The organism is Pseudoalteromonas sp. S3785 (assembly GCF_005887365.1).
Taxonomy (GTDB): domain Bacteria; phylum Pseudomonadota; class Gammaproteobacteria; order Enterobacterales; family Alteromonadaceae; genus Pseudoalteromonas.
Map to the genome: position 1 here is coordinate 21065 of NZ_PNCT01000012.1, position 18961 is coordinate 40025.

At 41.4% G+C, this 18961-nt stretch carries 13 protein-coding genes; 6 read left to right on the forward strand and 7 right to left on the reverse strand.

Going from position 1 to position 18961, the window contains the following annotated elements:
• Nucleotides 1-15: 15 nt before the first annotated feature.
• The gene (locus CWC17_RS03955; RefSeq protein ID WP_138612142.1) at nt 16-4320 is read left to right on the forward strand and encodes an alpha-1,6-glucosidase domain-containing protein; all 4305 of its coding nucleotides are present in this window, start codon (nt 16-18) and stop codon (nt 4318-4320) included.
• An 86-nt stretch (nt 4321-4406) separates the two neighbouring features.
• Here CWC17_RS03955 and CWC17_RS03960 read toward each other — a convergent pair whose 3' ends face one another.
• A complete protein-coding gene (locus CWC17_RS03960) occupies nt 4407-5156 on the reverse strand; it encodes a MipA/OmpV family protein (protein WP_138612143.1) in 750 nt (249 codons plus the stop codon).
• Nucleotides 5157-5386: 230 nt separating this feature from the next.
• Between CWC17_RS03960 and CWC17_RS03965 the strand changes: the two genes are divergently transcribed.
• Nucleotides 5387-5926 carry a PH domain-containing protein gene (locus tag CWC17_RS03965; RefSeq protein ID WP_138541022.1) on the forward strand — a complete coding sequence of 180 codons (540 nt, stop codon included), beginning with the start codon at nt 5387-5389 and terminating at the stop codon, nt 5924-5926.
• On the opposite strand, the gene CWC17_RS03970 is transcribed toward CWC17_RS03965, so the two are convergent.
• From CWC17_RS03970 to CWC17_RS03980, 3 genes are all read right to left on the reverse strand, one after another.
• Nucleotides 5923-7701: an alkaline phosphatase D family protein gene (locus CWC17_RS03970; RefSeq protein ID WP_138612144.1), complete on the reverse strand. Its 1779-nt coding sequence runs from the start codon at nt 7699-7701 to the stop codon at nt 5923-5925. The two genes, CWC17_RS03965 and CWC17_RS03970, sit on opposite strands and share 4 nt — an antisense overlap.
• Nucleotides 7702-7767: 66 nt before the next feature.
• A complete protein-coding gene (locus tag CWC17_RS03975) occupies nt 7768-8112 on the reverse strand; it encodes a rhodanese-like domain-containing protein (protein ID WP_055017957.1) in 345 nt (114 codons plus the stop codon).
• A complete protein-coding gene (locus tag CWC17_RS03980; protein WP_138612145.1) occupies nt 8112-8300 on the reverse strand; it encodes a YgaP family membrane protein in 189 nt (62 codons plus the stop codon). Before CWC17_RS03980 ends, CWC17_RS03975 begins: the two co-directional genes overlap by 1 nt.
• A gap of 98 nt (nt 8301-8398) precedes the next feature.
• Between CWC17_RS03980 and CWC17_RS03985 the strand changes: the two genes are divergently transcribed.
• Nucleotides 8399-8707 (forward strand): ArsR/SmtB family transcription factor, encoded by a 309-nt coding sequence (locus CWC17_RS03985; RefSeq protein WP_055017955.1) that lies wholly within the window; start codon nt 8399-8401, stop codon nt 8705-8707.
• Nucleotides 8708-8713: 6 nt separating this feature from the next.
• Here CWC17_RS03985 and CWC17_RS03990 read toward each other — a convergent pair whose 3' ends face one another.
• The gene (locus tag CWC17_RS03990) at nt 8714-9391 is read right to left on the reverse strand and encodes a nitroreductase family protein (protein ID WP_055017996.1); all 678 of its coding nucleotides are present in this window, start codon (nt 9389-9391) and stop codon (nt 8714-8716) included.
• Between the two features lie 180 nt (nt 9392-9571).
• Here CWC17_RS03990 and CWC17_RS03995 point away from each other — a divergent pair, with 180 nt between their 5' ends.
• Nucleotides 9572-10453: an ABC transporter ATP-binding protein gene (locus tag CWC17_RS03995; RefSeq protein WP_055017995.1), complete on the forward strand. Its 882-nt coding sequence runs from the start codon at nt 9572-9574 to the stop codon at nt 10451-10453.
• 9 nt (nt 10454-10462) lie between these two features.
• Entirely contained in the window at nt 10463-14041 is a 3579-nt protein-coding gene (locus CWC17_RS04000; protein ID WP_138612146.1) for an ABC transporter permease/M1 family aminopeptidase, read from the forward strand.
• 386 nt (nt 14042-14427) lie between these two features.
• Here CWC17_RS04000 and CWC17_RS04005 read toward each other — a convergent pair whose 3' ends face one another.
• Together CWC17_RS04005 and CWC17_RS04010 are read right to left on the reverse strand one after the other, a co-directional pair.
• The gene (locus CWC17_RS04005) at nt 14428-15114 is read right to left on the reverse strand and encodes a TorF family putative porin (protein ID WP_138612147.1); all 687 of its coding nucleotides are present in this window, start codon (nt 15112-15114) and stop codon (nt 14428-14430) included.
• A gap of 279 nt (nt 15115-15393) precedes the next feature.
• Nucleotides 15394-16557 (reverse strand): hypothetical protein, encoded by a 1164-nt coding sequence (locus tag CWC17_RS04010; RefSeq protein ID WP_138612148.1) that lies wholly within the window; start codon nt 16555-16557, stop codon nt 15394-15396.
• A 311-nt stretch (nt 16558-16868) separates the two neighbouring features.
• Between CWC17_RS04010 and CWC17_RS04015 the strand changes: the two genes are divergently transcribed.
• Complete coding sequence (locus tag CWC17_RS04015; RefSeq protein WP_138612149.1) at nt 16869-18839, forward strand: AsmA family protein; 1971 nt, start codon at nt 16869-16871, stop codon at nt 18837-18839.
• Nucleotides 18840-18961 lie beyond the last annotated feature (122 nt).

Here is an 18961-nt window from a genome sequence, read left to right on the forward strand (position 1 = left end):
ACGGAGCGTTTAAAAATGAAAATTATAACTATGCCTAAATATTTGCTAATAACGTTAGCGTTAATGCTATTAGCAGCGTGTGGTGGAACAGATGATGTTGAATCTGGTGAACCATTACTTACTTGTAATGTGCCGCAAGTGCCTAATGAAGCGGGGACACAATGTGTCGATCCCGAACCTATATCCTGCCCTGCACCTACAGTACCTGATGAAAATAACGAAAGCTGTGTGGTTGGCGCCGACCCAACCCTCCCAGACCCTGTGGTATTTGCAGGGGAAGGAGAGGCGGTTTTATTTTACAACCGCTTAGCCGATGACAATTACGAAGGCTACCGATTACATTCGTGGAATAACGAGATATGCGATGCTTATGCACCCCCGTTTGACACCAGCGATTGGGCTAACGGCCACGAGTACGATGGTATTGACCCTAACTACGGTGCGTACTGGATAATTAACCTTAAAGAGGGTTATAACGAATGTGCCAATTTTATTATTCATATTGGTACAGAAGGGTCAGGTAAAGCGTTTGGTGATGTGGATTTAACTATGCCGTTGATGCAAGACGATGAAACCTTTCAACGTATGAACTTTACCATTCATGGTGAGCCTTCGGTGTTTGAATACCCTATTTTAAGTTTGGGCGAACGCGCAGTTGCTATAACAGGTGCTTCAGCGCATTGGATTGATTTAAATACTATTTTGTATAAACCAAGTAACGAGCTTACAAGCCTAATTAAGTTGCATTCATCAGCCACGGCGCAGCTTGAAGTGGATATTGATACTGGTTTAAACGGCGATATTGTTACGCTGCAATCAAGCAGTTTAACTGATGAGCAAGCGGCAAAAGTACCGCATTTAACCACTTGGAACGCTTACGAAGGAAGTTGGGATACAAGCACGGCTAAAGCGCTTATAAAATCGCAGCTTGTTATTGCCGGCTACGATAGTGAAGGTAAGCTGCTAGAAGCAAGCTATGTGCAAACCGCTAAAGCACTCGATGCCCTTTACACACAAGGCGAAGACGATGCTAACGAAGCTGTACTTGGCGTAACTTATGGCAATAACGCGATTGATGTCACTGTATGGGCACCCACCGCTAATAACATGGTGCTAAACGTGTTTGATGATGCAAAAACACAAGTGCACTCTGTACCAATGACATTAAATACACAGACGGGTATTTGGCAGGCAAGTTTAGATATGCAATATGACCGCCACTACTACCGCTTTAATTTTGATGTTTACCACCCACTGACTCAGCAAATAGAGTCGCTTTGGAGTACAGACCCTTACTCACTTAATGTATCTAGCAATGGTTTGTACAGCCAGATGATTAATTTAGCCGATGATGACACTAAGCCAGAAGGCTGGGATGAGCGTATTGTGCCTACTATTACTAACCCAGAAGATGCGGTCATTTATGAAGGCCACGTACGTGATTTTAGTGTGCGCGACCAGTCAGTAAGCGAAGCAAACCGCGGTAAATACCTTGCATTCACTGAACTTGAAAGCGTGCCAATGCAGCACATTAAGCAATTAGCAGATAAAGGCTTAACACACTTTCATTTACTGCCAGTGACTGATATTGGCACCATTGAAGAGGATGCCTCACAGCGTGTGGAAATTACAGACACCTTAGGTAAATTATGTGAGCGTATTAACGATGAAGCTGATGCATGTAAAATCGAAGATAAAAACAGCACCATTGTCGATATTATGCAAAGTTACCTACCTGGCTCAGACGATGCACAAGCATTAGCCAGTGCGATGCGTGATTTAGATGGCTTTAACTGGGGTTACGATCCGCATTACTTTATAGCGCCTGAAGGCTCGTACGCCTCAAGCCCAGAGGGCATTGCCCGCGTTAAAGAAACCCGCGCTATGGTGCAATCACTGCAAGAAGTAGGGCTTCGTGTTGTACTGGATGTGGTTTATAACCACACAACATCATCGGGTATTTGGGATAAGTCGGTATTTGATAAGCTAGTACCGGGTTACTACCATCGCTATAACGAAGTAAGTGGTGAAATAGAGCGCTCAACCTGTTGTGAAAACACAGCTACAGAGCATGTAATGATGGATAAGTTTGTTACTGATTCACTGGTTATTTTAGCGCGTGAATTTGGCTACGACAGTTTTAGATTTGATGTTATGGGGCATATGCCTAAATCATCAATATTAGCTGCGCGTGAAGCAGTACAAGCAGTCGACCCTGATAACTATTTTTATGGTGAAGGCTGGGACTTTGGTGAAGTAGCTAACAATCGTTTATTCACACAAGCTAAACAGGCTGATATGGCAGGCTCAGAGGTGGGTACATTTAACGACCGTATTCGTGAAGCCATTCGCGGCGGGGCATTATTTAGTAATAGCGCAACAGATGGCAATTTAGCAGAGCAAGATACTTTACGTTTGTCGCTTGCGGGTAATTTACAAAACTACATTTTAAAAGACTTTAAAGGTAATTCATCTAAAGGCAATAGCTTTACTTGGAACACTCAGCCAACGGCGTATGCACTAGACCCAGCGGATAGCATTCATTACGTATCAAAACACGATAACGAAACACTGTGGGATCAGTTGCAATACAAACATGCATCAAGCATGAGTATTGAGCAACGTGTGCGCGCGCACAACATGGCATTGTCTATTCCACTTATGAGCCAAGGCATTCCATTTATGCAATTGGGCGCTGATTTACTACGTTCAAAGTCAATGGATCGTGATAGCTATAATGCCGGTGATTGGTTTAATGCTGTTGATTTAACCAAAGAGAATAATAACTGGAACATTGGTTTACCAAATGCAGAGAAGAACCAAGAAAAATGGTCTGAAATTATGCCTATCTCTGCTAATCCAGATGCACAGGCAATGCCGCAAGACATAGCTTATGCAGGTGATGTATTTCAAGAATTCTTGGCTATTCGCAGCGCAAGTCCACTATTTAGATTAACCACAGAGCAAGATGTTATCGACCGTGTCGGATTTCACAATGTGGGTAAAAACCAGCAACATGGCTTAATTGTAATGAGCATTGATGATGGAGAAGGACTCACAGACTTAGACCCAGCATTTGACGCGCTTGTAGTGGTGATTAACGCAACCGAGCAAACCCTTAGCCATACTATTACCACCGCAGCGGGTTTTGAATTACACGACGTATTAAAAAACAGTGTTGATCCAAGTATGGCCAGCGCTAATTTTGCCCAAGGCGATAACGAAGGCACATTTACAGTACCGCCTTACACACTAGCTGTTTTTACTAAAAACCAAGGTGAGAGCCAAGGTGTTGGTTTAAGTGCAAATGCAACCGTAGGCGCGCCTGATGTAGTACCTTATGGCAGCACCGCTGTGTTTGTGCGCGGAACTTTAAACGACTGGGGCACACGTGATGCATTTGAATATATTGGCGAGGGTGAATACCGTATAGCAATTGCACTAAGCGCTGGCGACTACGAATTTAAAATTGCCTCAGAAGATTGGTCTACTGTTGATTTTGGTGCGCTTTCTGATGCTGATAAAGAGGTAGTTGAAAATCAAAGTGAGCCATTAACACGCTCAGGTGCAAACATGACATTTATTGCTGCCATTGATGCAACCTATGTATTTTCGCTTGATGCTTCAAACCCAGAAAATCCAACACTTACTTTATACAACGAAGAGCCATTTGTAGGCACTGCTATTTATGTGCGCGGTACGCTTAATGATTGGGGAGTAACCGATGAGCTAAGTTATAAAGGTAAAGGCATTTACACCTTTACTAAAACACTGAGCGCTGCAAGCTATGAATTTAAAGTAGCGTCTGAAGATTGGAGCACGGTTGATTATGGCTCGGCTGAGGGTGATGCCAGTGTAATGGTTGGCACCGCTGAGCAGTTGTCGGTTGCGGGCGCAAATATGACCATAGACATTGCCGAGCAAGGTGAATACCAATTTATATTTGACGCCAGTGATTTAAATAACGTATCGCTAAAAGTGCTCAACGGCGAAATGTTTGCACAAACTCCGGTGTTTATTCGCGGTAGTTTAAATGACTGGAGTACTGATAACCCACTGATGTACGAGGGTGATACGATTTACTCTGCTTCTATAGAATTAGAAGTGGGCGACTACGAATTTAAAGTAGCGTCTGAAGATTGGAGTACCGTTGATTACGGTGGAGCAGGCGATACGCCAGTAGTGGTAATTAATGAAGTAACACCACTTGAAGCGGTAGGTGCCAATATAGCACTGAGCATTACCGAGCAAGGTATCTACACGTTTAATGTAATAGGCCCAGATAGAGAAAATGTGAGCATACTCATTAATAAGCAGTAGCGGTTATATTTTCCCAAACCTAAGCCGAGCATAGCCCTGTATGCTCGGCTTTTTTAATACCTAATTAACACCTAACAAAAGAGATATTAAAAACGATAGTTAACCGACATCATAACAGTCGTGGTGCTATCGGTATCAATAATGGGTGAGTCTTCAATATCAGAATCAAGCTGCTTATAGTTAACCATGGCATTTACGTTCCAGCTTTTATTAATGTAATAAAGTAAAAATAAACCCGCATTGTAGTTAACTGTAGAGCTAAGTTCGTAAGGCGCATAGGTGGTAGATTCGCCCTGTGCTACACCATAATAGTAGTTAGATACATCACTGCTATTTAGCTCAACACCCACAGAAGGAACGAGCATTAGTTGTTTAGATAACTTAATAGGGTAACTGTAGTTGGTTTTAAATTTAGCGCCATCACCGTGGCCTATTACATCATGAGTCGCACTGGCGCTTATTTTACCAAAGCTTGCAGTGTAGCTAACCTGTGTGCCAGCATAAAGAGACAGTTTTCTGTCGTCTAAGGCTTTAATAGCTGCAAGGTCTGAATCTGATGTATCAAAGTTATCACCTGGCTCTAAAACTAATGACCAGTTAAAACCTTGCTGCTCCACTAATTTATAATCAAGTGACAAACCTTTAAAACTAAGCCTTTCACCTTCGTAGGTAATAATAGGTAAAAATAGCGTTTCACTGTCGGTGCCGGCATAAGGTGAGCTGGTAGAAATAACGCCGCCCCCTAGAGAAAACTGCGACTCAGCTTGTACAGCAATACTGCAAAGTGTAAGAGTGCCAACCAATATCCGTATTGAGTTTTTAATATAAGTGTTCATTAAAAGCCTTAGGTGTTAAATAAGTAAAAAGATAAATTGCTGAGACAATTAAAGTGCATCTCAAAACTAATAGGCTTTAGTGTAGCTATATTTACTGTTGGTGTTTGTAAGAGAGTGTGTGAAAGTTTATTTGAATGTTAGTGGCTAAATTGCATTGAAGCCGTTGTTCACGTAAGTTAAATAAAGGCATACGTTTGATTAGATTAATAAAATGGGAATGAGGATAAAAAATGAGCAACCCTATTTTAAAAAGTGCCAGCTTTGATCCCAAAGTGAAACAATACTGGATGACCATGGCATGCTTTTTTAGTGCCGTTGCATTAGTGACCATTCCACTTATACCTGTGGTGTTAATTATTGTTTGGCTGGTGGCAGGTAAAATATTGGCCGCTATGTCGGCGCAATTACTCACGCAAAAGTTGGTGGTTAAACGCGGTATTTTATTTAAAGAAGAAAAATCGATACCGCTTGAAAAAATAACCGATGTTGGGCTGAGCCAAGGGCCGCTTATGCGCTTTTTTGGCTTATATCGGTTAAGCTTTGAAACTGCCGGGCAATCAGGCCATGGTGCATTAGTGTCATTACTTGGTGTTGAAAATGCCAGTGAGTTTAGAGAAGCCATACTTCAGCAAAAAGATAACTTAGCTGCGCAAGCACCTAAAATGGAAGAGTTTGCTGAAGATCACCTCAACCAAGCATTACTTGCCCGCTTAGTTGAGGTGGTAGAGCGCATAGATACGCGTTTGGCTGCTTTAGAGGCGAAGCGTTAAACGTTTTGTAATTGAGCTTGCCCCGCCAGCATGCTTAGCTCTTTACTACGGCTTTCTACAACCTGATATTCGCGCGCTTTAATTGTGCTTATATAGTTCCATTTAGCACTGGCTTTTGTAGGTGTGAATGTAACGGTTAAATAACCGCGCTCCACTAAATTATTATAAGCAAGGTCATCAATTAATAAGGCAATTACTTGCTCTATTTGCGCTACGGTTTGCGCATCTTGTGTGTTTAGCGCTAAATACTTTTCAAGCCCTGGTGATGAAACCGATGCCGTTGCAAATTCTACCCCGGCATTTTGCGAGGCTGCAATAGGGTTATTGGCATCAGTTTTAAGCTCTCCTGCCCAGCCGTTATGAGTATCTCCGGCTAAAACTACTAGGTTTTTTTGTGCTGCAATAGCGGTGCCTAATAACACCTCTCGCTCGTAGGCGTAACCATCCCACGCATCAAGGTTATACGGTATGGTGGTTTGAATACGGGCTAGTTCTGCCTCTGTTACACTTGGGTCACCTGTTAATACTCGGCCTTTAATTTGCGCCAGCTCTGCAAATAAAGCATTGGCTTGTGCGAGTAAAGCACTAGGATCGCCACCATTTGCTTGTGTACTTTGTAAGCTGGCTAGTAGCAGCATTACCTCTACAGGTAAATGCATTTTGGTCATGAGCACTTGCTGCCCTAATACTTGCCATTGTGTACTTGAGGTCGTTATTGCATCGCTAAGCCAAGTAAGTTGTTCACTGCCTAATAATGCGCGATCACTCGCACCAATTGCTGCGGCAAATGCACTTTGTCCCGCAGGGGTTGTGAGATCAAAATCGCTATAGCTAAGCTGCTCATCACGCGCTAATACACGGGTATCTAGCATGTATAAAGAAACTAAGTTACCAAACTCAAAACGGCGGTAAATCCGTTCTTTATCGGCTACATTACGAATTGGCATCCACTCAAAGTAAGCCTGTAGCGCATTAAGCTTACGTTGGCTAAATTCACCTTCACCTTCGTTATGGTTTTCTGCGCCTTCGCGCCATGTATCGTTGGTTATTTCGTGGTCGTCCCACACCGTTATAAATGCACAGTGGCTATGGGCTGCTTGTAAGTCGGCATCGAGACGATAATTTGCATAGCGCTTTCTGTAATCGGTAAGCGCTATAATTTCACTGCTGTTATCAAGGGGGAGGAGTCGGTCTAATTGTGCTGCGTCTTCGGTTGCATAGCCAGTATTGCTATATTCGTATATGTAATCACCTAAGTGCAGTACTGCATCCAAATCGCTTTGCTTAGCAATTTCGCCATACACATGAAAATACCCTGCAGGGTAATTTGCGCACGATACAACGGCTAGCTTCACTTGATCAATTTCACCAACAGGAAGTGTTTTACCTTGCCCGACAGGGGAAGTTTTACCGTGTGCATTAAAACGATAGTAATAAACGGTATTGGCATCGAGCCCTTGTAAATCAACTTTAAGGGTAAAGTCGGTGGTGTCACTTATGTTTGCTTCGCCATCGTGCACAATATTAGTAAAGCCTTTATCTGTGGCAGCTTGCCACTGTACTTTTAATGATTTAGTTGTTACATCGAGTGGGGTTACACGGGTCCAAATAATTAAGCTATCGCTAAGCGGGTCGCCGCTGGCGACACCGTGATCAAAGCTAACAGGTGTGTCGTCATTATCATCAAGCCTGCAACCTGTTAAACCAAGTGATAATACGGCAGCGCCAAATCCTGCTGCCGATGCTTTTAAAAAACTTCTCCGTGTAAATGCCATTGCTTTGTACCTGTTAAGTGTAAAAAGCAAAGTGTAGGCAATTTAGGTTACTTTTTTATGAAGCCGTTAAAAAACTTCACTTACTTGCGTTGCGTTACAGGTTATAACCGTTACGTTTTTGTATCCAACGCGAGTTAGCGCTTCTGCACCTAATGTGGCGCGGGCACCGCTGGCACAATGTAAGTAAATAGGGCGCCCTGCGTCTTTTTCTATTTCCATCAGCTTCATCTCTAGTAATCCACGCGGAATATTTATAGCGCCAGTAGCTGCTTTTGTAGCATGCTCTGCAGGTTCTCGCACATCAATAAGCAGCCCTTTATTTTGTTCAAGCTCTTGCTTTGCTTGCGCTGCATCAATACGGCGTTGGTTAGGTGTGATAATTTTTAGTAAATCAGGAATTGATGTAAGCATTAGTCTGTAAATCCTCTTTTTCGAAAAAAAGACATTAACGGGCACCACTTAGTGAAGGCTGATTGCACGAGGTTAATGCCAATGAATAACGTTAAAAATTGAAAGTTACTATCAACAAAGTAGCTTAAAAGCACAGAGATTGTAACGGCACTACCGCCAATTAAGAGTATGGCGTCACTTATTTTCATGGATGACCTTAATATTAGTATTGTCTAATGTTAATTATATTAGAACTTACTAATATAAAAGTCTATAATTAAAACACGCAAAATAACTAAGCATCACAATGAATATTGAACAACTTGCAGTAAACGCTCAGCAGGCAGAGCAATTTTTAAAATTGATGGCAAATAAAAACCGTTTAATGATTTTATGCAGTTTATTACAAGGTGAACAAAGTGTAGGAGAGTTAAATCAAAATGTTCCGCTGGCGCAGTCTGCTTTATCTCAGCATTTAGCGAGTTTACGTAAAGCCCAGCTAGTGGCAACCCGCCGCGATGGGCATACTATTTATTATTCGTTAATCGACCCAAAAGTTGAGTCGATTATTACGTTACTTTACGAGTGGTTTTGTAAGCAAAGTACGGCTGAGTAGTTTGCTTTAAATAAAAGTGGCAATCTCATCAAGCGACTTTTTATCAAGTGCATGGGAAGGTACAGTTGCATCGTCACTTGGGTAGCCTGCAATAAGTAACATGTAAGGGCGTTCGTTGTCTTTGTCGCGCTTACATATATCGGTTAAAAAGCTCATTGGTTTTGGAGTATGAGTCAGTGTTGCTAAACCACTACGGTGCAGAGCTTGTATCAAAAAACCAGTCGCCAGCCCTACTGATTCATGCACATAATAATTGGTGTTTTTATCATCCGTATTCACACCGCCTTTTTTTTGACTAAACACTGCAATAAGCCAAGGCGCGTGTTCTAAATAAGGTTTATTGGCGTCGGTACCTAATGGTTTTAGCGCATCAAGCCACTCTTCTCCTGCTCTGCCTTCGTAAAAAGAACGCTCTAGTTTTTCGGCGGCCTCTCTTATTTGTTTTTTTACATCGCTACTATTTATAGCCACAAAATGCCAGGGTTGGTGGTTTGCTCCGCTAGGCGCGGTGCCTGCTGCTTTTATACATGCTTCAATTATATTTTTAGGGACTGGTCGGTCGCTAAAGCTGCGAATACTATGGCGGCGCTGGCTGGTTTGTAAAAATTCGTTTGCACGTTTTAGCATTTCATCGTGAGGGTATTCTATAAAGTCGTTTAGTGGCTGGCTTTGATGTTTTTGCATGGCTTTACGCTTCTTATAAAGTGTGTGTTTGGTTTTTATACCGACTGAATAAATGCGAGGCAAGTAATATCCTTTGTTTATTTATTGTTACAAAATTGACCGTGGTGTAACTTATGTTCCTTTTTTTAATGTGGTATAAAAAGCGCAATAAAAAAACTATTAAAATTCAAGGAAGTAAAAATGCTATCAATAACAGGGTTATCTAAAACCTACGATAATGGCGTACATGCACTACAAGGTGTTGATTTATCTATAGGTAAAGGGATGTTTGGGCTACTTGGGCCAAATGGCGCAGGTAAATCTTCCCTAATGCGTACTATTTCAACGTTGCAATCTGCCGATGCGGGTTCAATTACTTTTGATGGTATTGATGTTTTTAAAGACCCACAGGCTCTACGTCAACGTTTGGGTTATCTACCGCAAGATTTTGGTGTTTACCCTCGCGTTAGTGCTTACGACTTGCTAGATCATATGGCTGTTTTAAAGGGCATTCATAACAAAGGCGAGCGTAAAGAGTCGGTGGAAGGCTTGCTTGCACATACTAATTTGTATCAACATCGCTCAAAAGCCGTAAGTGGCTTTTCAGGCGGTATGCGCCAGCGTTTTGGTATTGCACAAGCCTTACTAGGCGATCCCGACTTACTAATTGTTGATGAACCCACCGCAGGGCTAGACCCTGAAGAGCGAAATCGTTTTCATAACTTATTAGTAAGCTTAGGCGAGCAAAAAGTCGTTATATTATCGACCCACATTGTTGAAGATGTAGCAGAGCTTTGCCCAAACATGGCCGTACTGGCCGGTGGAAAAATACTATTAGAGGGTAACCCTATTGCCCTTACCGATAAACTTCAAGGCCAAATATGGCGCAAAGCCATGAGCCAAGAAGAAGCACTAGAGCTTGAACCGCAACTGCCTGTTATTTCAAAACGCTTATTTGCTGGGCAAACTATATTACACGTATTAGCCGAACAGGCCCCTGAAGGTTTTGAGCTCAGCAGTGCAAACCTAGAAGACGTGTACTTTTCTACGTTGCTTAATCACCGTAATAGCCAAGTAGCATAAGGGGGCGCTATGTTTTTTAATATGCTCGCGTTTGAGCTGCGCTATTTTGTGCGCCAGCCTTCGTTTTATGTGACCTCATTAATCTTCTTTTTTATGGCATTTTTTATAAGCTCTAGTAGTAAGTTTCCGTTAGGCGGGGCTAATGTTCATATGAACTCGCCTTATACCATTATGGTTTTAACGGTTACCTTTTGTACACTTGCTATGTTTTTAGTGGTTAACTTTGTTGCAAGCTCTGCGATTCGCAATAGTGAGACCAAAATGGATGAGCTGGTGTTTAGTAAGCCCGTTAACCCGCTTGCTTATCAATCAGGGCGCTTTTTTGGTGCTTACTTGGTTGTGCTCGTTGTTTTTTTAACCGTGCCATTAGGCGTGTTTTTAGGATCTCAATTTGGTTTGTTGGTTGGTTGGCTTGATAGTGAGCTAGTAGGCCCTAATAAGTTTATATATTACGCTGCGCCTTTTTTATATTTAGCCGTGCCAAGCTTATTGGTGCTCAGTGCTATTTTTAATAGTGTGGCGGTTTATTTTAAAACCATAATGGCGGTATATGTAACGGCCGTGGTGATCTACATAAGTTACCAATTGGCGAGTATCTATTTTGATGATTTAGCGTTTAGAAATATTGTTGTTTACGCAGACCCATTTGGCACAGGGTCGTTAATTGACTTAACCCGTTACTGGACTGTAAGTGATAAAAATACGGAAGTGTTAACGCTTTCGGGCGATTTTTTAATTAACCGTATTTTATGGGTAGCACTAAGCTTAGCGATGTTTTTTGGCCTCGGAAAGTTAGGTAATCGCGTAGTAAGTAAAAAACAGAAAAAGCAATTTGCTGTTTCTACGTTTGTAAAAAATAAACAAGCAGCACTTATTAGCAGCGCAAAAAACTACAAGTCAAAAGGGATCAATACGCAATCGCAATTAGTAATGCGCAGCTTATTTGAGCTTAAGCAGGTTATATTAAGTGCTCCTTTTATGATTTTAGCGGGTGTCAGTATTATTACGTTACTCGCACCACTTTTTGCGCCTATTGGCGCATATGGCACAACAGATTGGCCGCTCACACAAAACATGGTGGGCATTATTCAAAACGCCTCCGCTATATTTATGTTTATTATTATTGCTTATTACAGCGCAGAGCTGGTTTGGCGAGAACGTCACAGTGGTATGGGCGATATTGTTGACAGCTACCCGGTGCATAACAGTGTGTTTTGGGTATCTAAAATTATTGCGCTAATCACTGCAGTTTGTGGCCTTTATTTAGTAGGCATGATGTTTACCATTGCAGTGCAGCTATTTAAGGGGCAATTTAACCTAGAGCTTGGCCAGTACTTATTTAGGTTAGGCTACCTTACATTACTACCTTTAATTATGATGGCTATTCTGGCGTTCTTTTTACAAATAATTAGCCCTAATAAATACATAGGTATGGGCTTGTTTATTTTGTATTACATTGCTCAAATGGTAATGGGTGCTTACGGGTTTGAGCATCATATGTATCATTTTTCACAAAGCAGCAGCGTACCGTATTCTGATATAAACGGTTACGGACATTTTTTACAAGGCGCACATTGGTATACCTTATATTGGGGTGCATTGAGTGTGTTTTTAGCTATTGTAGGGTTTGCTTTATGGCATCGCGGCCCATCGCAAACATTGCGTACGCGTTTATCTTTAGTGCGTTACAACATGTCTTTAAAAGGCCAGATTGCAGCGGTTATAAGTTTATTGGTATTTGTGGGCGCAGGTTATAACATTTATTACAACACCCGTGTAATCAATGAGTTTGTAACAAGTGATGATAACGAAGCGCTACAAGTAAGGTATGAGCAAGAGTTCTCACAATACAAAGACTTGCCACTGCCTATAATAACTGATGTTGATTTACACATTGATATTTATCCTAAAAAACGTGCTTTAAATGCCGTGGCTAAAATTAAGTTTACCAATACCGCAAACGAGCCAATAACCCGTGTGTTAATTAACGAGCCTAGCCAATCTAAAAGCTGGGATGTAAAAATGGCAGGTGGGAAAATAGTTGAGCGTTTAACCGATTTTGGCATGGTATGGTTTGAGTTTGAACAACCACTAATGCCTAACGAAGTGCGCGAAGGAGAGCTGTCTGTTATTCGTGAACACGACGGTTTTGTTGATAGAAGATCGGATACTCAGCTCGTGCATAACGGTACTTTTATAAATAATAGAGAATTACTACCGCGTTTTGGTTATCAAAAGTATTATCAAATTGCCGATAAATATGAGCGCCGTAAGCATGATTTACCCGAACTTGAACGCGCACATAAACTAGAAGACAGCCGTTTTTATACGCAAAATGAGTTTGGGCCTGCTAATGGGTTTATAAACTACAAAGCCACGGTAACCACCGATGAGTCGCAATTTGCTATTACACCCGGCTACTTAAAAAGTGAGAGTGTAAAAGACGGACGACGTACTTTTGTTTATGAAATGGATGCCCCTATTTTAAACTTTTATTCTGTGCTTTCGGCAGAGCTTGAAAGCAAAAAGGTTGAGCACAACGGTGTAAATATTGAGGTGTACTACCATAAAGATCATGCATGGAATGTTGACCGTATGATTGAGTCGGTACAAGACTCACTAGATTACTACACGCAAGCCTTTGGACCATATCAGCATAAGCAGTTACGTATTATTGAGTTTCCTAAGTACCGCTCGTTTGCGCAAAGTTTTGCCAATACGGTGCCTTACTCAGAAAGTATTGGCTTTATTACAGACCTAAGAGATGAGAGTAAAGTTGACTTACCTTACTATGTAACCGCACATGAAGTTGCGCACCAATGGTGGGGGCATCAAGTATCGGGGGCTAATGTAGAGGGCAGTGCCGTTATTTCTGAATCGCTCTCCCAATACAGCGCACTTATGGTGCTAAAAAAACGCTTTGGCGCCGAGAAACTTCGTAAATTTTTAAAGTACGAGTTAGATAAATACTTAATGGGCCGCACAGGCGAAGCCTTTGAAGAAATGCCGCTGTATAAAACGCAGGCTCAACAATACCTTCACTATAATAAAGGCTCAGTTGTGATGATGGCTTTGTATGATCGCTTAGGTGAAGAGCGCTTAAATGCCGCACTTAAAGCGTTTTTGAATGAGTTTAAATACCAATCAACCCCATACCCAACCACACTTGATTTACTTAATTATTTAAAGCGAGATGCAACACAAGTTGAACAACGTTTTATAGATGATCAGTTTAAATACATAACGCTTTATGAGCTTGAAATGAAAGCAGTGTCGGTTACAGATGATGTTGATAGCGAAGGTTTTTATACAGTAACACTGAGCGTTGAAGCAACTAAGCAGCATGCCGATGGACAAGGTGAAGAGACTGAGCAACCACTCGATGAGCTAATTGATATTGCATTATTTAGCGATGACCCTGAAAACCTTCTCGCTGAAGACTTTGTTATTTACTCGCAAAAGCATCAAATAGTCTCTGGTACTAATACTATTGAGCTAAAAGTAAAAGAAAAACCAGTGTATGCAGGGGTAGACCCGTACATTAAGCTTGTTGATAAAGACAGTAAAAACAACCTCGCTAAGTTTTAACGATTAGCTACTAACTTGTAGGCCGCATTTAGTGCGGCCTTTTTTGTTTTAGCTAATGTGTATAACACTGACCCTCAATAATACTTAATTACTTCAAGGCTAAACGTGGCAGCTGGCTGCGTTAAAGCCTCAGGTTTAGAGCAACTAAATAGCTTACTTTGGCTAGGTTTCGCCACGTTTCTCTTGCCTCAGAGTAGATTAGTCAATTAAGCGAGTTGGCATTACGGGTAAATGATTTAACAGCGTGGTGGTAGTGATTGATTAACTGGTGCACATGGAAGAGCGCATTAGTTCTAAACTTAGAGGGCGTTATGGGTATTTAGGCTGCCCTAAACGAGAAAAGGGCCAAAAGGCCCTTAGTGTTGCAGCAAGTAACACATTTTGTTTTAAAGCGTAAAGTCTACCGCGTAACCTACGTAAACTTTAACATCTGACTCATCCATGTCGGTGTCAGATACGCCAAAAGTAAAACCATCTTTTGATACAGAGATACCATAATCAATAATATTATCATCGCCTATAAAGTCGCCAGAGTAGTGGCCTAAGTGCAGCGCAACCTCAGTGCCATTACTGCCAACAGCAAAGCTGTAATCGGCATTTAGGTATAGCGAATCGCCAAAGTCAGTACCATCACCGTCAGCAGCTGAAGTGGCAAGGATTGCAGCACCAAAAGTAAAACCTTCTACACTAATGCTACCGTAAATCTCAGAGAAATCAGCATCTGCCGCAGAAGCTGCATCTGGGTAAGCGTAATAAATGTAACCTACATCGTAGCTAACTGTCTCATTAATATCACCGCCAAAGCCAGCGTATAGGTCTAGCTCATACGTCATTTCATCGGCCCAAGATGCATTTGAGACCCAAGTGCCTGCATAAAAGCCCGACTCGTTAGCGTAATCAATACCGCCAGAAATAGCAGCATCGCCCCCAGTTTGCTCTTGTCCACGCCATAAGTAGTTAGACGTAGCCGCTGCGTTTGCGGTTACCTCTGCATGCACGGCTGTTGATGTTAAAGATGTAGCACCTAATAAAGCGATTGCGCTAATTGCGATAGTTTTTTTTAGTTTTAGCATGTCCATTTCCCGTTGTATGATTTTTTTACCGCCTAGGTTTTTATTCTCTTATTGGCAACCCTTTGGCTAGCGGCGTTTTATTGTTTAACTGGAAATAGAATTGCACTGTATGTGCCAGCTCAAAATTATTTGGTTGAAACTGGTTTTTTGTTCTTTTATAACAAGGTGTTAAAGGATTTTCGAAAAAGGAGGTAATGAGGGTGATAGTAAAGAAACGCACACTGCTGGTGCATAATTTAACCTAACTGCACCAGAAAAATACAGTTAGGTTAGGTGAAATTAGCCAAATATAGTGCGCATAAGACTAATTGTTTCGTTTACTCCGCGCCCTTTTTGTACTTCGCTAATTATAGAGTCGCGTTTGCTACGAATATGCTCAGGAATGTCATCGGCTGCAAGTGCGCGGTCTACAAGTATTTCGGCTGACTCTTTACCTCTACGCTGTGGTTTTCCCGCACTTGTTGTGCTGCGTTTAGGTTTGTTTAATAGCTTAATATAATTTGAGTTATCGGCCGTGTTGGCATCTGCATAGTAAAAAAAGCACGGTAATAGCGCTTTTATACTTACCAGTTGCGCTTCTAGTTCATTGCTGCCACTAGCCATTTTAAACCACGACATAGCATGAATGCTTTGTACTATATCTTGCCAGTAGCGCTCAAAGTCGCGGTTGTTTAATTTTGTAATACCTAAAGCTGCGCATAATGCATCAAGGCGGCTATTACTAATTGGCGTAAATACATCTGGGCGGCGCATTGCTAATAAACGTGTAGCAGGGGCAAGGGTAGGTTTTTCATCACTGCCGTTAAAGGCAAGTAAATAAGCAACAACAAACTGTTGGTAATCAGCTTCGCTCACATCTCCTTCAAGCGGAATGTTAGCAAGTGCATCGTCAAACGCGCCAGGTAAGTCGGCTAGCATTTGATGAAAACCCTTTGCACTTTTTGTTGATGCAAACCATTCAACATCAAAGTTATAGGTGCTTGGGTCGAGCGTAGCAGTGTGTTTACCACTAAATGCCAGTAAATCTTCTGGGATCATGTCTTTTAATGCTTGCTCACGAATGGTGTGCAAATACGTGGTAAGGCGAAGCTGTTCTTTCAGTGCAATAAGTTCTTTATGTTGCTCTACAAACATACTAATAACAGGCCAAGGTGCTACACGTAGTGTTTTAAGCTGTAAAAAGCTAATTGCAGAGGTTAGCTGATCGTGCAGCTTTTTTAAAACGGGTAGCTGTTTTGGATCTAGTAAGTCGTAATTTATGCGGTCTTTACTTGCACTTAATAGCTCATAACACCAGCCTAAAAAATCCTCTGGGTGGTTTTCTACTTTCACGGCCATTAGGTTTAGGCTTAGTTCTGAAGCTTGCTTCAAGATGTTTTGGTAAATTTGACTTTCTTGTTCGCCTAGCGCCATTTTTGACGGTGAAATTAGCAGTTTTTTCATGCCTTGTAGAGTCTCCGAGTAGATACATTTTTTAGCTGCTTTATTTTAGCGCAAATACGCCAATAGCAACAGGGCCGTGCATCATACCTAACAATTCAAGGGATGCAATGTTGTAGGGTTTAATACTTGGCTAGATTTAAATTTGATGAGCTTTACTTTTAGTCACCAATTTCGCAAAGTTTACTTTTAAGCATAAATTCATCTCAAATTAAATAAATTACAATAAACAGCTTTTTTGTCGCAACGACAATGATTTTAAAGCTAACACTCGCTATGATAAGAACATTATTTGCACGTTTGAAAGGATGATCATGAAGACCTTACTCAAAATTGTTGGTGTAATACTCTTACTTTGTATTGCGTTAATTATTGCCGCTCCGTTTTTAATTCCAACGGATACTATTTTTAATAAAGTATCTGAACAGGTTGAAAAAACAACAGGGCGCACACTTACTATTAAAGGTGATAAAACGCTTAGTGTATTTCCTGCATTAAAGTTAGAGCTTAACGATGTGCACTTTGCAAACATGCAGACAGGCTCGCGCGACGACATGGCCAGTATGGAGCAATTAGCTGTGCATATACCCTGGTTATCGTTATTTGGTGGTGAGTTTAAACTTGATAAGTTTGTTATTAACGAGCCCAATATTTTATTAGAAACTGATAAAAACGGTAAAGCTAACTGGCAGTTGTTTGATGCTTTAGCAGCGCAGCCGCAAGAGCAAACTCAATCTGGTGGGGCTGTTCAGCTACCAGAGAACTTTGATATAGAGCTAGGTGAAGTAGCTATTTACGGTGGTACATTTACTTACCTAGATGGGCAAACTGGCGCTAAACAGCAAATTAGTGACCTAGAGCTGGCTATTTTATTACCATCACTGCGTAAAACATTAGAGATCAAAGGCGGCATTACATATATGCAAGAGCGCTTTGAGCTAGATGTAAAACTTGATACGCCAGCAAAGGCTATTGAAGGGGCGATGTTTGAGGTTACTCAAAGCGTAGACTCTCGCTTGGTCGACCTTACTTTTAACGGCAATATTGCGCAACAAGGAAAAGATATAAAAGGTGAGTTAGCGCTCAGTGGTGATTCTGTTAAAGAGCTAGCAACTTGGCAGGGAGTAGACTTAAACGCCAAAGAAAATGCATTTAATGCGTTTAGCGTAAACGGCAAAATGCACCTTATAAATGATACGTTTAACCTAGAAGAGCTGATTGCTACCCTAGATGAATTAGAGATTAAAGGTAAAAGTGAAGTTAACTTAGGAAATAAACTAGCGGTTAATGCCGACATAGACCTAGGTATGCTTGATCTAAATCCATACTTACCGGAGGCAGTAGCTAAGCAACAAGCGTCGCAAAGCGAAGAACCTAAAGCCGCACAGCCGATTGTTTGGGACGATACTAAAATTGATTTAAGCGCATTAAATGCACTTAATGCTAACGTAGTTATTCGTTCAAGCGGTTTAAAAGCGAATGATATTAAGCTCGGTGCGAATCAATTTACAGTCGACTTAAACAACAGCGTTGCTAAATTAAGTTTGGATAGCTTTAAAGCCTATGAGGGCACCGGTAAAGGGGTCATTAATATAAATGCCCAGCAAACGCCTTATAAAATAAGCACAAATTTTGATTTAACTGACATAGATGCGCAGCCACTACTCACAGATGCAGCTGGCTTTGATAAACTTATGGGTAAAGGGTCATTAAATTGGAACTTAACTACGACTGGTCAAAGTCAAAAAACCTTTATTGATGCTTTAAACGGCAAGGTTGGTTTTGAATTTGCTGATGGGGCTGTTAAGGGCGCAAACGTCGCTGAAATGGTTCGTAAGGGTAAAGAGCTTATTACAGGTAACTTGGGCGCTGTAAGCGAAGGGCTAGATACAGGCTTTCAAGAATCTGAGCAAACAGATTTTTCTGCGCTCACAGGTAGCTTTAATTTTACGAATGGCGTGGGACATAATAACGACCTATCCCTGATGAGCCCGCTTATCCGTATTACAGGTGAGGGCGATGTAGATTTACCTAAAACCAATGTTGATTATCGGTTAGTGACAGGTATTGTTGATTCAATTGAAGGACAAGGCACTACAGATGACAGCACGGGCTTTAAAATCCCACTGCGAATAAAAGGCCCATTCCATGACGTTGGCTTTAAGCTAGATGTAAGCAATGCACTTAAAGATAAAGCAAAGCAAAAGCTAGACGATGCCAAAGAAAAAGCAAAAGAGAAAGCTAAGGACAAGGTTAAAGATAAACTAAAAGGCTTATTTGGCTAAAGCTAATAAGCAACCACAAATAAATAATTAAGGCGCTATTAGCGCCTTGATTGTTTTATAACCACTTGTAAAATAGCTACATAGCGGTTTTTACTCAGTTTTAATCTGGCCTTCACTCAAAT